Genomic DNA, 14,897 nt, shown 5'->3' on the forward strand with positions numbered 1-14,897 from the left:
CCCCGCCCCTTCGCCCCGAGGCCGCAGTACGCAAAGCGAGCGCGTCTTCACCTCCGCCATCGCGGAGACGCCCTCCTCCTCCAGCTCGAACGCCACGGTCCCCGCCGAGGAGGGAGGCGGCAGCGAGAACAGCCGGTCCTTGCCGTCCTTCAACCACACGCGTTCATGCCCGCCATGCCCGCGCCGCGCCCCCCTGCTCAAGAGGGCCAACGGGAGCGCGCCCGGCGCGGGGTCCGGCCGCACGGAGTCGTCCGCCACGTGATAGCGCCCCGTCCGGAAACCCTCGGGTGCCCGCAGCTGCCCGTGCAGCACGTAGGTATCCCCCTGGCGCGCGAGCACGAGCAGTCCACCCGAGGAGCGCCATCCCGCCGCGACCACGCGCTGCCCGGGAGGCACCTGGACGCGCCGGGGCGTGGGCACGGTGGCGCGCGGAGAATGCGGCACCGCCAGGGCCTCGACGGCGCCATCCGCGGAGAACAGCAGCGCGCGCCGGCCATCTCCGGAGAAGGAGAAGCCCACGATGCGCCGGTCGGCCTTGCGCGGCGGCCCCCCGGCGGACGCCTGCTCGGAACGGAAGGGATTGCGCAGCAGGCGCAGGCAATCCTCCGGAGGCGGAAGCTCCAGCACCACCGGGCGGGGAACACGGGCCGAGGGCCGCACGTCCACATTGAGCCGGTGCGCGCCGGGCTCCATCGGTTCGGAGACCTCCACGCGGGACATCCCCTCCGCGCCCTCCAGACGCCCCAGGCGCGAGGAGCCCACGAGCCACACGTCCTCGGGAGCCCGTGAGAGGTCCAGCGCCTCGCGCCACGCGGCCAGGTGCAGCGACGAGGCGGGCGTGGTGGAGCGGGCGTTGAGCCACGCGTGGAGCGACGGGATGCCCAGTCCCGCATGGGTGGCACGAGCGGGATCGGTCTGGAGCGCACCCCAGGTGAACGCCGCACCCGCGGCCTCGGCGCGGCGCGCGAGCACGACCAGCAGCGCGAGGTGCGCGATGCGCGGCAGGCCCAGTTGATCCGGTCCCACGTCCAGCAGCACCACCGTGCGCCGAGCCCCCTGCGGCTGCCGGAACGCGGGCTTGAGGAACGACAGCTCGCCGTACGCCGCGCGGCGCACCAGTTCCTCTGGCGCCTCCAATGCCCAGAGCCACTCACTGACGAGCAGCCGGTCGAAAGGTCCCCGGCGCGAGAGTCCGTCATAGCCCTGGGGCTCACCGCCCTCGCTCTCGCTGCGAGGCCGCAGCGTCCCGACCGCCGCCGACAGCCGCGCCACGTGCGGCCCCAGGTGCCGCGCCAGGTCCTCCGGGAAGAGGGACAGCTGCGCCGCCCAGGGGCGCAGCGCGGGAGGCAACGCGGTCGTCACGAAGCGGCCTCCACGGCCGTGGCGGACAGCCACGCGGTCAGCGAGGCACGCGCGACAGGCCTCGCCGCCGCGACGGAGACAAGCATCCCTGCCGAGGGCAGCACCGCGAGCGGCGCATCGCCCTGCCCCGCGAGCAGCGCACGCTCCAGCAGCGAAGGCGCCACCTCCGGCTCCATCGCGCAGGGCAGCAGCAGCGCGGGCGCCAGCGGGTCACGGCCCAGGTACACCGCGCCATCCACCCAGGGCAGCGAAGCAGCGGCCCCCAGCAGCACGAGCACGTCCGGTCCCGCGACACCGGACCATGAAGCGAGCGTCGCGTCCTCCGCCCGCGAAGCGCGGTGTCCCAGCGCGAGCGCCACGGGGCCGACGCCGGCCACTGCCACGGGCTCCAGGGGCAGGGCCCGGGGGCGCCAGCGCACGGGAAGCCCCGCGACGGCGGGTTCCGATGGCGGCCTCATCACACCGTTGCTCACCCCCGTACTCTAACGAAGGGGGCATGGGTGCCAACAGGGGCTCGCGCTGTACAGCGTCCGGAGTCCCTGCCCATGCTCCCGGGCATGAGCACGACCCGGATCCGCCACCACGTGAAGGCCCCCCGCTCGCGCGTGTACAGCGCCCTGATTGATGCCCGAGCGGTCCAGACGTGGATGGTGCCCGACGGCATGACGAGCCAGGTGCACATCTTCGAACCCCGCGAGGGCGGCGCGTTCCGGATCTCCCTCACCTACGACGCGCCCACGGAGACCGGCAAGACGACCGCGCACACGGACACGCATCACGGCCGCTTCGTGAAGCTCGTGCCGGACGAACAGGTCATCGAAACCACCGGGTTCGAGACCTCCGACCCCGCGCTTCAAGGAGAGATGCGCATCACGTTCACGCTCAGCGACGCGCAGGACGGAGGCACCGACGTCGACGCCGTGCACGAAGGACTGCCACCCGGCGTGCCACCCGCCGACAACGAGCTCGGCTGGCGGATGTCCCTGGAGAAGCTCGCGAAGTACGTGGAGTCCCCCGCCTCAACGTGACGGCAGCTCCCGCGCCGCGACCTTCGGCAGGGCGCGGTACTCCTCCGTCAGCACGAAGCCGTCCCCCATGTTGGTGACGCGGGTGAGCGCGTAGAAGTCCTGGAAGCGGTACTCCGCGCTCGCCTGCCGCAAGAGCCCCTGCCGCAGCTCCTCCACGCTGCCGTCCCCGTCCTGCTTCATGGGCGGACCCGCCAGCGTCGCGAGCGTCGCGTTCGCCGCGCGGAACGTCGCGCTGATGGGCGCCGGCTCCACCGCACGGCTCACTGCCACCAGCGCCACCAGCCGGTCGTCCGCGCCGAACGTCACCCACAGGTTCCGGATGGCCGCCTGCCGATTCAGGCCTGGAAACAGCTCCGCCGGCACCTCTTCACAATCCAGGTCGCCCTGGCTGCGCGGCACCGAGCACTTCACCCCGTGCGCCCGCGCCCACGCGAGCAGCGACTCGCGCGTCGTCTGTTCCAGGTCGAACCCCAGCGCGGGCCGGGCCAGCGCGGGACTCTCTCCCCGGTAGGAGGCCGCGAAGCGCATCCTCGCGGCCTCCTTCTGCTCGGGGCTCTGCTTCACGTCGTACCCCAGCGGGCACCCCGCCGCGGACGCGGCCTGGGGCATGGACATCCCCATCCACTTCAGGAGCGGCCGGCCGGACGGCGTATGGGCAAAGCCCATCACCGCCGTGAACAGCACGCCCACCCCCACGGTGGAGACCAACACGCGGCGCACGGCACGCGGGAGAACGATGCGAGTCATGGAGCGGAGCCCTCGGAAGCGGTGACTACTTGCCGACGATGGACGCCTTGAACGCGGCGTCCGTCACGATGGGAGCGAAGCAGGAGGACACGTCCGCGGACGTCACGCCGTTGTCCGTGAGCGCCGGCACCACCATGTTCGCGATGAAGTAGTCGTACTGGGAGTTGGTGATGGCCATGCCCAGGTGCGCCGCCGCCATGTCCTGCGGGCCCGCGTACGTCTTGCCATCCGCGTACGTGATGGAGTCCGGACCGCCATAGGCATACACGAGGAACGCCGCCAGCTTGCCCTCGAAGGTGGCCGCGTCGTCCGCGTACGCGGGGCCCTTCGTCTCGTCACCGATATGGGTGAAGGACTCGCCCAGGTTCGCCGTGCCGTTGGGGCCCTGCAGCTCCGCCAGCGTCTTCGCGACGATGGACTTGTTCACCGCGACGAACGCGTTCGCACCGAACGTGTCCCACGCGTTCTTGTTGCTGCTCGTGCAGCGCAGCGACGTGCCCGGGCCCTTGCCCGTGGGCATGTAGCCCGTGCCCGCGTCCGGCATGTTGTTGTTGTCATCATCGTCGCCACAGCCCGCCAACAGGGCCGCCGAGGCAAGAGCCAGCGCCGCGAAGGTGTTTCGCATGAAGTGTCCTCCCGTGGATGAATTGCCTTCGGCACGGCGCTCCCACCGCCGCCGTCCCGCTGGCAGCAACCCATACGGGCCCCCGCATCCATTGGATTCCACCGGATTTCAGGAAGGACTTCCGGACGGCTTCACGCCGCGCGAGTGCCCGCCTCCTCCAGCACCGCCGCCACCGCGCCGCGCAACGCACGCAGCGTCTCCGGCAGTGCCTCCGGCGTGAAGCCCGCGTCCATCTCGCGCGCCACGCCCTCCAGCTTGAGCCGCCACGCGGCCACCGCGTCCACGTCCCCGTCCGCGGGCCGCGACTCCAGCAGCGCCTGTCCCGCCTGCGCGATGCGCTGGGCCCGGGCCAGCGGCCCCGCGCTCGCCTCCAGCGCCGCGGCCGGCAGCGCCAGGTTCTCCGACGCGGACAGCACGTCGCGCAGCACGTCGCGCGCCAGCGCCTGCGCCTCCTTCGTGGGCACCGCGTAGACGAGCGGCCACAGGTCCGCCACGCCCGGCGTCGTCCGCCCCGCCAGCGCCGCGGCGGCGGCCACCAGCCGCTGCACCTTCACCGCGCGCCGGTCCGACAGCGCGATGCCCGCGGCCCTCAGCGTCCGCAGCGCCTGCGCCAGGTGCGGCCGCACCGGCCCCAGGTCCGCGCGCCTCGCCGCCTGCGCCACCACGTCCAGGGACGCAAGCGGCGCCACTCGCGGCGCCGCGTCCGTCCACAGCGACGCGCCCCCCTCCAGCAGCTCCTCCAGCCGCGGATCCGGCACCGGCTCCACGAAGATGCGCGCGAGGAACCGGTCCGCGAACGCCGCCAGCGCGTCATCCTCCGGCAGCGCGTTGGACGCGCCCACGCACACCCGCAGCGGGCACTGCATGCGCGTGTGGCCGCGCCGGAACGTCCGCTCGTTCAGCAGCCCCAAGAGCGTGTTGAGGATGGCCGTGGAGCCCAGGAACACCTCGTCCAGGAAGGCCACCTCCGCCTCCGGCAGCATGCCCGCCGTCTCCGTCTCCACCAGCCCCTCGCGCAGCTTGCGCAGGTCCACCGGCCCGAAGATTTCAGACGGCTCCGTGAAGCGCCCCAGCAGGTATTCGAAGTACGCACCGCCCAGGCCGCGCGCCGTCCTGCGCACCGCCTCGCTCTTCGCGGTGCCCGGCGGTCCCACCACGAGCAGGTGCTCGCCCGCCACCGCGGACAGCGCCACCAGCTCCACCATCGCCTCGCGCTCGACCAGCCCCCGGCTCGCGTCGGTGAGCGCGTCGCGGACCCTGGCGGCCGCGACCTCGAAAGATACGGACATGCCCCGAAGCCTAGCCTCGCCCCCGGTCCGGCATACAGTGGCGGCATGGATACGAAGTGGAAGTGGCTGACCCTGGCCGGCGTCCTGGGCGCGGGGCCAGCGGTCGCGGACGGGTGGCATGGCTATGCCTCCCTGGGCGCGGGCGTCACCCTGGATCATTTCAGCGACTGGCGCGCCAAGGGCCCCGCCCTCCAGGCCTGGCTCGGCGTGGAGACGCCGCCCGGCCTGTCCCTGGGCGTCGTCTTCGAGACCACCCAGACCTGGGGCCAGCAGTTCGCCGAGGCCCAGAACCCCTCCGAGATGAGCCGCGTGCAGCTGGACTACACCGCCGTGGGCCTGGAGGCCCGCCTGCGCTTCCTCGGCGACAAGCCGGTGACCCCGTGGGTGGGCGCGCGCCTGGCCAAGAGCTGGTCGCAGCCCTTCACCCCGGACAGCCTGGGCCAGCTGCGCCGCGAGGACTTCGACGTCACCAGCATGGCCTTCCGCGTGGGCCTGGACGGCTGGTTCTCCGACCGCTGGGGCATCTCGCTCGCCACCGCCATCCAGTTCTGCGACGTGAAGTTCACCAAGGCCACGGACGACACCAGCGCCAGCGCGGGCGTCAGCGTGAACATGTGCGCCAAACCGCTCCAGAGCATCGTCGCCGGCCCCGTGCTGCGCTTCTAGCGCGGGTACAGTGCGCGCCCATGAACGCGCCGCCCTCCACCTCCGGTCCCCGCTGGCTCTACCTGCACGGCTTCGCCTCCGGCCCCCTCTCCGCCAAGGGCGTCTGGCTGGACGCGTACTGGGCGAAGCAGGGCATCCCCCTGGAGCGGCTCAACCTGCGCGTGCCGTCCCTGGAGCACCTGAGCCTGCACGCCATGCTGGACACCGTGCGGGACGCGCTGGGCGCCCCCAACGACCGCGCCGTCCTCATCGGCTCCAGCATGGGCGGGTACGTCGCCGCGCGCACCGCGGAAGCCGACGCCCGCGTGGGCGCGCTGGTGCTGCTGGCCCCCGCCTTCCACTTCGTGGAGCAGCTCCAGCGCCGCCTGGGCCCCAACAACTGGACCGAGTGGAAGCGCACGGGCTACCTGGAGACGGACGACCACGCGGAGAAGCGCCGCACGCGCGTGCACCACGGCATCATGGAGGAGGCCCAACTCATGGACGCGAAGCGCGGCCCCTGGCCCGACGTGCGCGTGCCCACCCTCATCATCCACGGCCGACAGGACGACACCTGCGACGTGCGCTATTCGCGCGAATGGTCCAAAGGCAAACGCCACGTCCGGCTGGTGGAGGTGGACGACGGCCACGAGCTGACCGCCTCGTTGGAGCTCATCGCGAAGGAGGCGGATGCCTTTCTCACGCCATGGCGGGGTGTGGAGCAAACGCGGCAGGTGTTCACTGGCGGCTGACCGGTGCGCGTCCGCACGGCGGTCGTATTCGCGCCGCGAACGCGCCGGTTAAGGTGGCGGCCATGAACCGCGAATACCACCGCTGGCACAGCCCGCGGCTGAACCGGGACATGGAAGTGCTGCTGTACGGGCACTCGGGCGAACCCGTCATCCTGGTGCCCACGAGCAAGGGCCGCTTCTTCCAGGCCGAGGACTTCGGCCTCATCGGCGCCATCTCGGACTGCATCGCCGCGGGCCGCTACGTCGTGGTGTGCGTGGACTCGGTGGACGAGGAGTCCTGGTACAACAAGGGCGTCGCCCCCGCCGCGCGCGTGGCCCGCCATGCCCAGTGGGAGGACTACCTGCTGCATGAGGTGGTGCCGCTCGCGAAGGGCCGCTCCGCCGGAGGCCGCCTCACGCTCGCCGGGTGCAGCCTGGGCGGCTTCCACACGTACAACGTGGGCCTGCGCCACCCGGACGTCTTCCAGCGCCTCATCTCCATGGGCGGCAAGTTCGAGACGGAGGACTTCCTCGACGGCCACCACGACGAACAGGTGTACTTCCACACCGCGCCGCAGTGGCTGCCGGGCCTGAACGACCCCGGCCGCCTGTCCGCCCTGCGCCGCGTGGAGATGACCCTGGCCGTGGGCGAGCACGACTTCTGCCGCCCCTCCAACGAGAACCTCTCCAAGCTCCTCTGGCAGAAGGACATCCGCAACGACCTGTCCATCTGGGACGGCGGCACCCACGACTGGCCCGTGTGGCGGCGGATGATCCGCCAGTACCTGCCGGCCTGAAGTCGGCCTCCGGGCTCCGAGCCTGGGACTCCGGACACGACAAAGCCTCCGGTCGGAAGGACCCGGAGGCTTGGGATGCACCATCGTGAGCGGCCGGAGGGGCTACTCGATGGGCATGAACACCTTGAAGCCGGTGCGGCCGTTGTTCGTCGTGTTGCGCTCGATGAAGTCGCTGGCGGACGAGTGGCCGTCGCCCAGCGTCACCGCCGTGTGGCCGTAGATGCTGCCCAGGCGCGTGGAGGTGGCCTCCCAGGTGAGCACGAGGCCCGGAATCTTCAGCGCGTCCTCCAGGGACATGTCCACCTGGCGGAACTTGTCGCGCGGCAGGTTGTTGTCGATCTGGTTGCCGTTGCCCGACACGCCAATGCCCATGGAGTTGCGGATGGCCCGGCTCACGCCCGTGGCGCACAGGCCCTGGCTGTTGTAGCCGCCCATGCCCATGGCCGCCGCGCGCGCCGCCTCCGCCAGCCGGCGCCCCTTTTCGGTCCCGCCGGTGGGGGCCACGCCCATCGGGCCGCCCACGTCCTGCCCACCGCCCACGCCACGCCCACCGCGAACGCCCTGACGGCCACCGGCGTCGAAGCTGTCACGGCCGGAGTGGCCGATGCGCAGCGTCCGACCCGAGAAGATGAGGTCCGGGTTCGAGATGTTGTTGTCGCGCGCCAGCTTCTGCACGGAGGTGCCGAAACGAGCGGCCAGGCCAGAGAGGGTGTCGCCGGGGCGGATGCGGTAGTTGGACATGTAAGCTCCTGGGACGATTGTCGGGTCTTCCAGATCCGTGTTGCGTCCGATTCCTAGATTCTTGGAGTTTCCGCCACCACTGCAATCCTACATCAGTGTTCCAGGGGCCGGAGGGTGCCCGCGCTGACGTGCCAGAAGCGCCACAGCACGGCGACGGCCACGGTGATGAGCCCCGCGCACAGGCCCCACCAGATGCCCAGCACGCCCATGCCCAGGTGGAAGCCCAGGAGCAGGGTCAGGGGCAGGCCCACGGCGTAGTGGCCCACGATGTTGGCCACGAAGGTGAAGCGCGTCTGGCCGGCGCCGCGCAGCACGCCCGCGCCCACGCCCTGCACGCCGTCGAAGATCTGGAAGATGGCGCTCACCATCAGCAGGGGCAGCAGGAGCGGCAGCACCTCCGGCGGGGCCCCGGCCAGCTTCGCCAGGCCCTGGGGGAAGAGCGCGAACACGAGCCCGCCGAGCGACATGACCACCGCGCCGAGGGCGAAGGCCATCAGCCCGCTCCTCCGGGCCTGCGGCGTGTCGTGCGCGCCCACGGCCCAGCCCACGCGCACGCTGCCCGCGTTGCCGATGCCCAGCGCCATGGTGAAGGTGAGGCTGGCGAAGGAGAGGGCAATCTGGTGCGCCCCCACGCTCACCGGCCCCAGCTTCGCGGACAGCACGCCCGCCAGCGCGAAGACGCCCACCTCCGCCGCGATGTGCAGGCCGATGGGCAGCCCCACCCGGAACGCCCGCAGCTGGTCCGCCATCACCGGCTTGCGCGACGGCGTGCCCGGCACGGGGATGGCCTGCACCGCCCGCGCGACGATGAGCACCTCCAGCACCGTGCACAGGAGCGTGGACAGGGCCGCGCCCGCCGCGCCCATGGCCGGCACGTGGGTGAGCGGCCCCGCCCACGCGGGCAACCCCGCGCCGCCGAAGACGAACAGCGGCACCAGCATCACGTTGAAGATGTTGGCCAGCGCGGCGGCCACCACCAGCGGCCGGGCCGTCCCGATGGCCTGCAGGTACGCGCGCACCGTGAGGAAGATGAGCATCAGGGGCAGGCTGGGCGCGCGGAAGTGCAGGAAGGCGCGCACCTGGACGATCTGCTCCTCCGCCACGCCCACCCACGGCAGGCCGGACGGCACGGTGATGAGCACCGCCCACAGCACCACGCCCACGAAGGCGGACAGCCACACCCCCTGCCAGAGCACGCCGCGCGCGCGGCGCGGGTTGCCGGCGCCAATGGCCTGGGACACCAGCGGGTCCACGCCCATCATCAGCCCCATCCCGAAGCTGCTGACGGCGAAGAAGAGGGCGTGGCTCAGGCCCACCGCCGCCAGGGCGGACGTGCCGGCCCGGCCGACGATGAAGGTGTCCGTCACGCTCATCAGGGACTGGCCCGCCTGCGCGATGCACAGGGGGATCGCCAGCGCCAGCAGGGCGCGCAGCTCCCCCCGGATGCCGCGGGCCGGGGGGGAGGACGACACGGTGGGCTCGACGGCTTCGGGCGGCATGACGGGGCCTATAGGGAAGGGATTGCGCTGGTGCAAGCGACGCAATCCCCCACCCCGTCTGACGCCCGCCCGCCTGCGTCAGGGCGTGCTGGCCGGGAACGGCACCGTGACGAGCGGCGTCTGGAGGCTCTGCACCTTCGACACGCGCACCCCCGCGTCGCTGATGGCGTAGACGTAGTCATCCGCCATCACGCTGCGGCGCACGTCCGGCGTGTAGTAGTAGCTCCACTGCGGCAGGTTCTGGGTCTTGAACAGGTCCGACATGGGCACCGCGCCCACCGGGGAGATGCCCGCCGCCAGGTCCACGCGGAACACGCGCAGCTCCGTGCGGAAGCCGCTCCAGTAGTCTTCGGAGGACCCGTAGGACCTCGAGTAGTCCGTGAACGGGATGGCCACCAGCCCCCTGGCCGCGAAGTAGTTGAAGGCCTTGTGCTCGTAGAGGGCCTCGCTCCAGCCGTAGGCCTCGCCCACCAGCTGCGTGGAGACCTCCTTCGGGTTCGCCATGTCGCCCACGTCGAAGAGGGACAGCTTCAGCGTGCTCGGGCCGCCGGTGGGCTCCCTGTGGATGCCCAGGGTCAAGAGGTGGTGGTCGCCCACCGGGTGCATGTACGTGGAGAAGCCGGGGACCTTCAGCTCGCCCACCTTGTGCGGGTTCGCGGGGTCGCTCAGGTCGAAGGTGAAGAGCGGATCCACCTGGAGGAAGGTGACCACGTAGCCGCGCGGGCCCACGAAGCGCGCGCTGAAGATGCGCTCGCCCTCGGCCAGGTCCTCGCTGCGGCCCAGCTCCGCCAGGTGCCCGTCCTTCACGCCCAGCGTCGTCACGCGGCTGGCCGTCGTGGTGCGGCCCCACCACCAGTCCTCGTGCTCCGGCTCCGGGAGGCGCGTGGTGACCGTGGTGGCCATGCGCAGCACGCCCTCGTACTCGTCCAGGGCGAACTGGTTGATGGGCGAGCCCTCCACCGTGCCGGAGCCCGCGTACACCGCGCGGCCCGGCTGACGCAGGTCGAACTTGTGCAGGTAGGTGAAGTCCTTCTGCCCCACCTCCGGCCACCACCAGTAATGCGGGTGCGCCAGGTACAGCGACTCCCTGGACGCGTACACCGTGCCCGGCTCCGCCACCAGGCTGGTGCGCCCCGGCGCCGCCGTGCGCGCGTCCAGGTCCAGCGAGGCCACCGTCACGAAGCCCAGCGCGGACGGCGCGTTGCTCCGGTAGAAGTCACCGCAGGACGTGGGCAGCGCCGTCTCCACGCCCGCCGCGTCCACGTGCTTGCCCGCGGGCAGCCACTGGTCCAGCGTGTTCGCGCGGATGTGCTTCTCGTTCTCGGCGATGAGCGCGTCGAGGGTCTTGGTGAGCTTCTCCTCGTCCTTGTAGAGGTCCTCCGAGTACTCCACATAGAACTTCACGGCCTCCGGCCAGCGGAACGCGTCCGACAGCACCAGCCGCACGTTGCTGTCCACGCGGCGCGCCTGGTTGAAGACGCCGGGCAGGTAGACCTGATCCACCACCGTGGGGTGCGCCACGTCCGACACGTCCACCGTGGTCACCTTGGTGCTGTCCGCGTTGTAGTAGCCGCAGCCGAAGCCGTAGCAGGCCATGTCCGCGACGGGGACCATGCCGCCGCCCATGCCCCCGCCCTTCGCCGGGGTGCCCGGCAGCGACCGGGCCACCTGCGAGACGATGACCAGCCGGTCCTGCTCATCGAGCAGCATCTCCCGGGGCCAGCCCTCCACCTCCAGCGTCGCCGCCAGCGTGAGCTGCTCCGCGGGCCACGAGCGGTGCGCGTACAGCCGGTTGCCCGACAGCACGAAGATGCGCGTGCCGTCGTTCTGCACGAAGTCCGACTCGTGCACGCCCTCCACCTGGTTGTTGGTGCCGGTGGAGTCCTTCGGCGCCTGGTTGCCGGAGCCGGACGTCACGCCGCCCCCCGCCGAGTCCTCCGCGGGCATGGGCCCGAAGACGACGCCGCCGTACCTCCCCCGCCCGAAGCGCTCCCAGTACCCGGGCTTCTGCTGCTCCAGGTTCGCGCGCATCTGCTTCGTCGCGGTGTCCTCGATGTACTGCTCCAGCGCCGGGCAGTCGTTGAAGGTCGTGAGCTTCAGCGACTGCTGCACGGGTTCGTTGTCCAGCCCCTCCGGGGCCTTGCCCCCGTCACCACACCCCACCGCCAGGAGCGTGAGCCCCACCGTTCCGAAAAGACTGAAGCGCATGCGTGAATCCTCCCTCGAAAGCCTCGCGGGGCCAGGCGCTCTGCCACGCCCATGCCAGGGGAGAATCCTGTCGCGTCTGTGTGTGATTGCGGGGGGTTGGGAGGCGGGCGGGGGCCACCGCCGCTCTCAGAAACCTGAGGCGCGCACCGGACCCGCGGTGGGAAAACCGAGGGACTGGGGCACGAAGCGCACGAAGCGCTGCTGCAGCTGCGCGTCCATGCCTTCCAGCCGCAGCCCCATGCCCGTCTGCGAGCGGAACGCGCTCCCCATCCCGGGCGGGTTGCACCACGCCACCACCGCCTGCGCCTCGCAGGGCGTGCGCTGGCCGGCCATCACCAGGCGCAGGGACAGCCGCGAGCCCTCGCGCGCGGGCGTGAGCGTGCGCACGAAGAGGCCCTGGGGGCTGGCGTCGTGGCTGAAGCCGCTGAGGGTGGGGCCGCCCGGCGTGTTGAACTCCACCACGGTGAAGAAGGGCACCCGCTCCGCGGCCCTCAGCGGCACCGTGCCCGGAGACAGGCGCGAGAGCACCATCGCCAACAGCTCGTCCGCGCCCAGCTGCCGCTTGAGCAGCAGCGGCGCGCCGCTCAGCTCCTGCGCGCGGGCCAGCACGTCCGGCGCCTCCTCCACCCGCGACATCAGGACCAGCGGCTTGCGCACGAACTGCTCGCGCAGGCGCGTGGCCAGCGCCAGGGCCTCGCGCGGCAGCCTCGACACGTCCACCACGAAGCCGTCCAGCCGGTCGCCGTGGGCCGTGGCCTGCGCCGCCGCGTCGTCCAGGTCCTTGGCGTAGAGCACGTGCAGCCCCTCGTGCTCCAGCGCTCCGCCCAGGAAGGTGTGCAGGAACCGGCCGCCCTCCACCAGCAGCACGCCCCGCCCGCGCGGAGGGCCCGTCCAGGCGCGCTCGCGCGACAGCCGCACCGCGGCCACCTTCGCCGCCAGCGCCTCCTGGCTCACCGGCTTGGGCAGGAAGTCGTCCGCGCCCGCGCGCCCGCAGTGCATCACCTCATGGGGCTCGTCCGCCGCGGTGAACATCACCACCGGGACATCGCGCCCCGCCGGGTGCGCCTTGACCAGGCGGCAGGCCTCGTCCCCCTGGAGCTTCTCCAGGTGCAGGTCCATCAGGATGAGCGCCGGCGTCCGCTGCGCCAGCTCCGCCAGGCACGCCTCCGCGCCCTCCAGCCCCACCGCGTCACAGCCCATGCGCGACAGGTGCAGCCGCATCACGTCCCGCGCCGTCCGCGAGTCGTCCACCACGAAGACCAGATCTCTCGGGCGAGGAGAAAAGCCGGGGGTCGTCATGACTCCCGGAGATACGCGGACTCCGTGGAACGCACCACGGACCCGGCGCCACAACGTGCGCTGGTGGACGCCTGTTCCGTGCGCCGCGGGACGTCAGCCGCGGGGCTCCGCGCGGCCGGACAGCAGCTTCGTGAGCTGACGGGCAATGAGGGCGCACTGCGCGGCGTCACCGGCGGCCAGCGCGTCCTTGCCGCCCACCAGCAGCTGCTGCACGGTGCCCACGGCCGACTCGGCCTCCGGGCTGGGGTTCTCCCGGGCGCTCTGCTGGAGCAGGCGGGCCAGCTTCTCCCCGCGCTCCAGCAGCTTGCGGAAGGTCTCCTCCGCCTTGCGCGCGTCCACCACGCCCTGCGCCTGCGCGTAGTGGGACTGCTCCTGGCCCAGCTTCTCCGCCTCGCTCTGCGGCAGGCCGGCCCGGGCCTCCAGGCGCACCAGCTCCATGTTGCCGGAGGTCAGGTCGGTGGCCTTCACCGCGAGGATGCCCTCGCCGGACAGCTCGAAGACGACCTCCAGCGGCGTCTCCCCGCGGTTGGCGACGTGCAGGTTCTTGAGGACCACCTCGCCCAGCTTGTGGTTCTCGTCCTGGAACTCGCTCTCCCCCTGGTACACGGGGATGCGCGCCTCGGACTGGCCGGAGGTGCCCGGGAAGAAGATGTCGCGCGCCACCACCGGCACGCCCGTGTTCTTGGGGATGAGCCGCTTCACCCGGCCGCCCATCACGCCCACGCCCAGGCTCTGGCTGGCCACGTCCAGCAGCAGCGCCTGCCCCGCCTGGCGGACCAGCTCGTCCGCCTGCACCGCGGCGCCCAGCGCCACGGCCTCGTCCGGGTGCACGTCCGTGGAGGGCGCGCGGCCGAAGAAGTCCGCCACCAGCCGGCGCACCAGCGGCACGCGGGTCATCCCGCCCACCAGCAGCACCACGTCCACCGAGCGCGGATCCATCCGCGCCTCCGCCATCACGCTCTTGCAGACGTCCAGGCAGCGGCGCGACAGCGGCTCGGAGAGCGTCTCGAAGAAGCTGCGCGTGAGCGCGGTGTTGATTTCGGTGAAGCGCTTCACGCCCGCCGTGTGGTCGCCCAGGCCGGACACGGAGATGAGGGCCTCCTCGGACTCGGTCAGCTCGCGCTTGGCCGCCTCCGCCGCCACCTTCAAGCGCCGCAGCGACTGCGCGTCCTTGGAGACCGCCTCCTGGAAGGGGTCCTCCACCTGCGCCAGCAGCCACTGGACGATGCGCTGATCGAAGTCCTCGCCGCCCAGCGCGTGGTCGCCGCCCGTGGCCTTCACCTCGAAGACGCCCGCCTTCACGTCCAGGATGGACACGTCGAAGGTGCCGCCGCCCAGGTCGAACACCAGCGCGCTGCCCTCGAAGCCGCGCGACAGGCCGTACGCGAGCGCCGCCGCGGTGGGCTCGTTGACCAGCCGCACCACCTCCAGCCCCGCGATGGCCGCCGCCTCCCGCGTGGCCTGGCGCTGGTTGTCGTCGAAGTTCGCGGGGACGGTGATGACGCACTTGCGCACGTCGCGCCCGAAGTGCGCCTGCGCGTCCAGGCGCAGCTCGCCCAGGATGAAGGCGGACACCTGCGTCGCCGGCAGCACGCGGCCGGACAGCTTCACGCGCACGTCGCCCGTGGGGCCGGCCACCAGCGGGTACGGCACCACCGCCTTCGCCTGCTGCACCAGCTCCGGCGTGTAGCGGCGTCCCAGGAAGCGCTTGGTGGCCCACACCACCGCGTCCGGGTGCTCCTCCCCCAGCGCCTGGGCCGGCTGCCCCACCAGGCGGTCGCCCGCCCGGGTGAGGCCCACCACCGAGGGCGTGAGGCGCCCTCCCGCGCGCGAGGGGATGAGGCGCGGGCGTCCGTCTTCCACGGTCGCGACGACGCTGTTGGTGGTGCCCAGGTCGATGCCGATGACAGGTTCTTGCATGGCGAG

At 71.9% G+C, this 14,897-nt stretch carries 14 protein-coding genes; 4 read left to right on the plus strand and 10 right to left on the minus strand.

Going from position 1 to position 14,897, the window contains the following annotated elements; translation table 11 throughout:
* Both D7W82_RS20525 and D7W82_RS20530 read right to left on the minus strand, forming a co-directional pair.
* Positions 1-1,362: LpqB family beta-propeller domain-containing protein (locus tag D7W82_RS20525; RefSeq protein ID WP_120619968.1), on the minus strand; the 1,362-nt coding region annotated here is incomplete at its 3' end.
* Positions 1,359-1,820, minus strand: coding sequence for a hypothetical protein (locus tag D7W82_RS20530; RefSeq protein WP_120619969.1), 462 nt, complete (start codon positions 1,818-1,820; stop codon positions 1,359-1,361). The genes D7W82_RS20525 and D7W82_RS20530, both read right to left, overlap by 4 nt.
* A 99-nt stretch (positions 1,821-1,919) precedes the next feature.
* Between D7W82_RS20530 and D7W82_RS20535 the strand changes: the two genes are divergently transcribed.
* Complete coding sequence (locus D7W82_RS20535; protein WP_233587831.1) at positions 1,920-2,390, plus strand: SRPBCC family protein; 471 nt, start codon at positions 1,920-1,922, stop codon at positions 2,388-2,390.
* Here D7W82_RS20535 and D7W82_RS20540 read toward each other — a convergent pair.
* The 3 genes from D7W82_RS20540 to D7W82_RS20550 all read right to left on the minus strand — a co-directional run bounded on the left by D7W82_RS20540 (position 2,382) and on the right by D7W82_RS20550 (position 5,051).
* The gene (locus D7W82_RS20540; RefSeq protein WP_147439424.1) at positions 2,382-3,137 is read right to left on the minus strand and encodes a hypothetical protein; all 756 of its coding nucleotides are present in this window, start codon (positions 3,135-3,137) and stop codon (positions 2,382-2,384) included. The two genes, D7W82_RS20535 and D7W82_RS20540, sit on opposite strands and share 9 nt — an antisense overlap.
* A gap of 25 nt (positions 3,138-3,162) precedes the next feature.
* Positions 3,163-3,762, minus strand: a complete 600-nt coding sequence (locus D7W82_RS20545) for a hypothetical protein (RefSeq protein ID WP_120619972.1) — start codon at positions 3,760-3,762, stop codon at positions 3,163-3,165.
* Between the two features lie 131 nt (positions 3,763-3,893).
* Positions 3,894-5,051: an AAA family ATPase gene (locus D7W82_RS20550; protein ID WP_120619973.1), complete on the minus strand. Its 1,158-nt coding sequence runs from the start codon at positions 5,049-5,051 to the stop codon at positions 3,894-3,896.
* 45 nt (positions 5,052-5,096) lie between these two features.
* Between D7W82_RS20550 and D7W82_RS20555 the strand changes: the two genes are divergently transcribed.
* The 3 genes from D7W82_RS20555 to D7W82_RS20565 all read left to right on the plus strand — a co-directional run bounded on the left by D7W82_RS20555 (position 5,097) and on the right by D7W82_RS20565 (position 7,224).
* Positions 5,097-5,717, plus strand: a complete 621-nt coding sequence (locus tag D7W82_RS20555; RefSeq protein ID WP_120619974.1) for a hypothetical protein — start codon at positions 5,097-5,099, stop codon at positions 5,715-5,717.
* A gap of 20 nt (positions 5,718-5,737) precedes the next feature.
* Positions 5,738-6,448: a YqiA/YcfP family alpha/beta fold hydrolase gene (locus D7W82_RS20560; RefSeq protein ID WP_120619975.1), complete on the plus strand. Its 711-nt coding sequence runs from the start codon at positions 5,738-5,740 to the stop codon at positions 6,446-6,448.
* 62 nt (positions 6,449-6,510) lie between these two features.
* Positions 6,511-7,224 (plus strand): esterase family protein, encoded by a 714-nt coding sequence (locus D7W82_RS20565; RefSeq protein WP_120619976.1) that lies wholly within the window; start codon positions 6,511-6,513, stop codon positions 7,222-7,224.
* A gap of 102 nt (positions 7,225-7,326) precedes the next feature.
* On the opposite strand, the gene D7W82_RS20570 is transcribed toward D7W82_RS20565, so the two are convergent.
* The 5 genes from D7W82_RS20570 to D7W82_RS20590 form a co-directional block, all read right to left on the minus strand.
* Positions 7,327-7,965, minus strand: coding sequence for a LysM domain-containing protein (locus tag D7W82_RS20570; protein ID WP_171424734.1), 639 nt, complete (start codon positions 7,963-7,965; stop codon positions 7,327-7,329).
* A gap of 92 nt (positions 7,966-8,057) precedes the next feature.
* A complete protein-coding gene (locus tag D7W82_RS20575; RefSeq protein WP_120619978.1) occupies positions 8,058-9,464 on the minus strand; it encodes an MATE family efflux transporter in 1,407 nt (468 codons plus the stop codon).
* A 78-nt stretch (positions 9,465-9,542) separates the two neighbouring features.
* Complete coding sequence (locus D7W82_RS20580; RefSeq protein WP_120619979.1) at positions 9,543-11,672, minus strand: beta-propeller domain-containing protein; 2,130 nt, start codon at positions 11,670-11,672, stop codon at positions 9,543-9,545.
* 126 nt (positions 11,673-11,798) lie between these two features.
* Positions 11,799-12,971, minus strand: a complete 1,173-nt coding sequence (locus D7W82_RS20585) for a TIGR02266 family protein (RefSeq protein WP_120619980.1) — start codon at positions 12,969-12,971, stop codon at positions 11,799-11,801.
* Positions 12,972-13,064: 93 nt separating this feature from the next.
* Complete coding sequence (locus D7W82_RS20590; RefSeq protein ID WP_120619993.1) at positions 13,065-14,891, minus strand: Hsp70 family protein; 1,827 nt, start codon at positions 14,889-14,891, stop codon at positions 13,065-13,067.
* Positions 14,892-14,897 lie beyond the last annotated feature (6 nt).

The organism is Corallococcus sp. CA049B (assembly GCF_003611685.1).
Taxonomy (GTDB): domain Bacteria; phylum Myxococcota; class Myxococcia; order Myxococcales; family Myxococcaceae; genus Corallococcus; species Corallococcus coralloides.

Bases quoted from the DNA above. Each gene is read 5' to 3' on its own strand.
- D7W82_RS20535 (WP_233587831.1), top strand. From the start codon at position 1,920: ATGAGCACGACCCGGATCCGCCACCACGTGAAGGCCCCCCGCTCGCGC.
- D7W82_RS20575 (WP_120619978.1), bottom strand. From the start codon at position 9,464: ATGCCGCCCGAAGCCGTCGAGCCCACCGTGTCGTCCTCCCCCCCGGCC.
- D7W82_RS20585 (WP_120619980.1), bottom strand. From the start codon at position 12,971: ATGACGACCCCCGGCTTTTCTCCTCGCCCGAGAGATCTGGTCTTCGTG.
- D7W82_RS20565 (WP_120619976.1), top strand. From the start codon at position 6,511: ATGAACCGCGAATACCACCGCTGGCACAGCCCGCGGCTGAACCGGGAC.
- D7W82_RS20550 (WP_120619973.1), bottom strand. From the start codon at position 5,051: ATGTCCGTATCTTTCGAGGTCGCGGCCGCCAGGGTCCGCGACGCGCTC.
- D7W82_RS20570 (WP_171424734.1), bottom strand. From the start codon at position 7,965: ATGTCCAACTACCGCATCCGCCCCGGCGACACCCTCTCTGGCCTGGCC.
- D7W82_RS20555 (WP_120619974.1), top strand. From the start codon at position 5,097: ATGGATACGAAGTGGAAGTGGCTGACCCTGGCCGGCGTCCTGGGCGCG.
- D7W82_RS20560 (WP_120619975.1), top strand. From the start codon at position 5,738: ATGAACGCGCCGCCCTCCACCTCCGGTCCCCGCTGGCTCTACCTGCAC.
- D7W82_RS20530 (WP_120619969.1), bottom strand. From the start codon at position 1,820: ATGAGGCCGCCATCGGAACCCGCCGTCGCGGGGCTTCCCGTGCGCTGG.
- D7W82_RS20540 (WP_147439424.1), bottom strand. From the start codon at position 3,137: ATGACTCGCATCGTTCTCCCGCGTGCCGTGCGCCGCGTGTTGGTCTCC.
- D7W82_RS20580 (WP_120619979.1), bottom strand. From the start codon at position 11,672: ATGCGCTTCAGTCTTTTCGGAACGGTGGGGCTCACGCTCCTGGCGGTG.
- D7W82_RS20590 (WP_120619993.1), bottom strand. From the start codon at position 14,891: ATGCAAGAACCTGTCATCGGCATCGACCTGGGCACCACCAACAGCGTC.
- D7W82_RS20545 (WP_120619972.1), bottom strand. From the start codon at position 3,762: ATGCGAAACACCTTCGCGGCGCTGGCTCTTGCCTCGGCGGCCCTGTTG.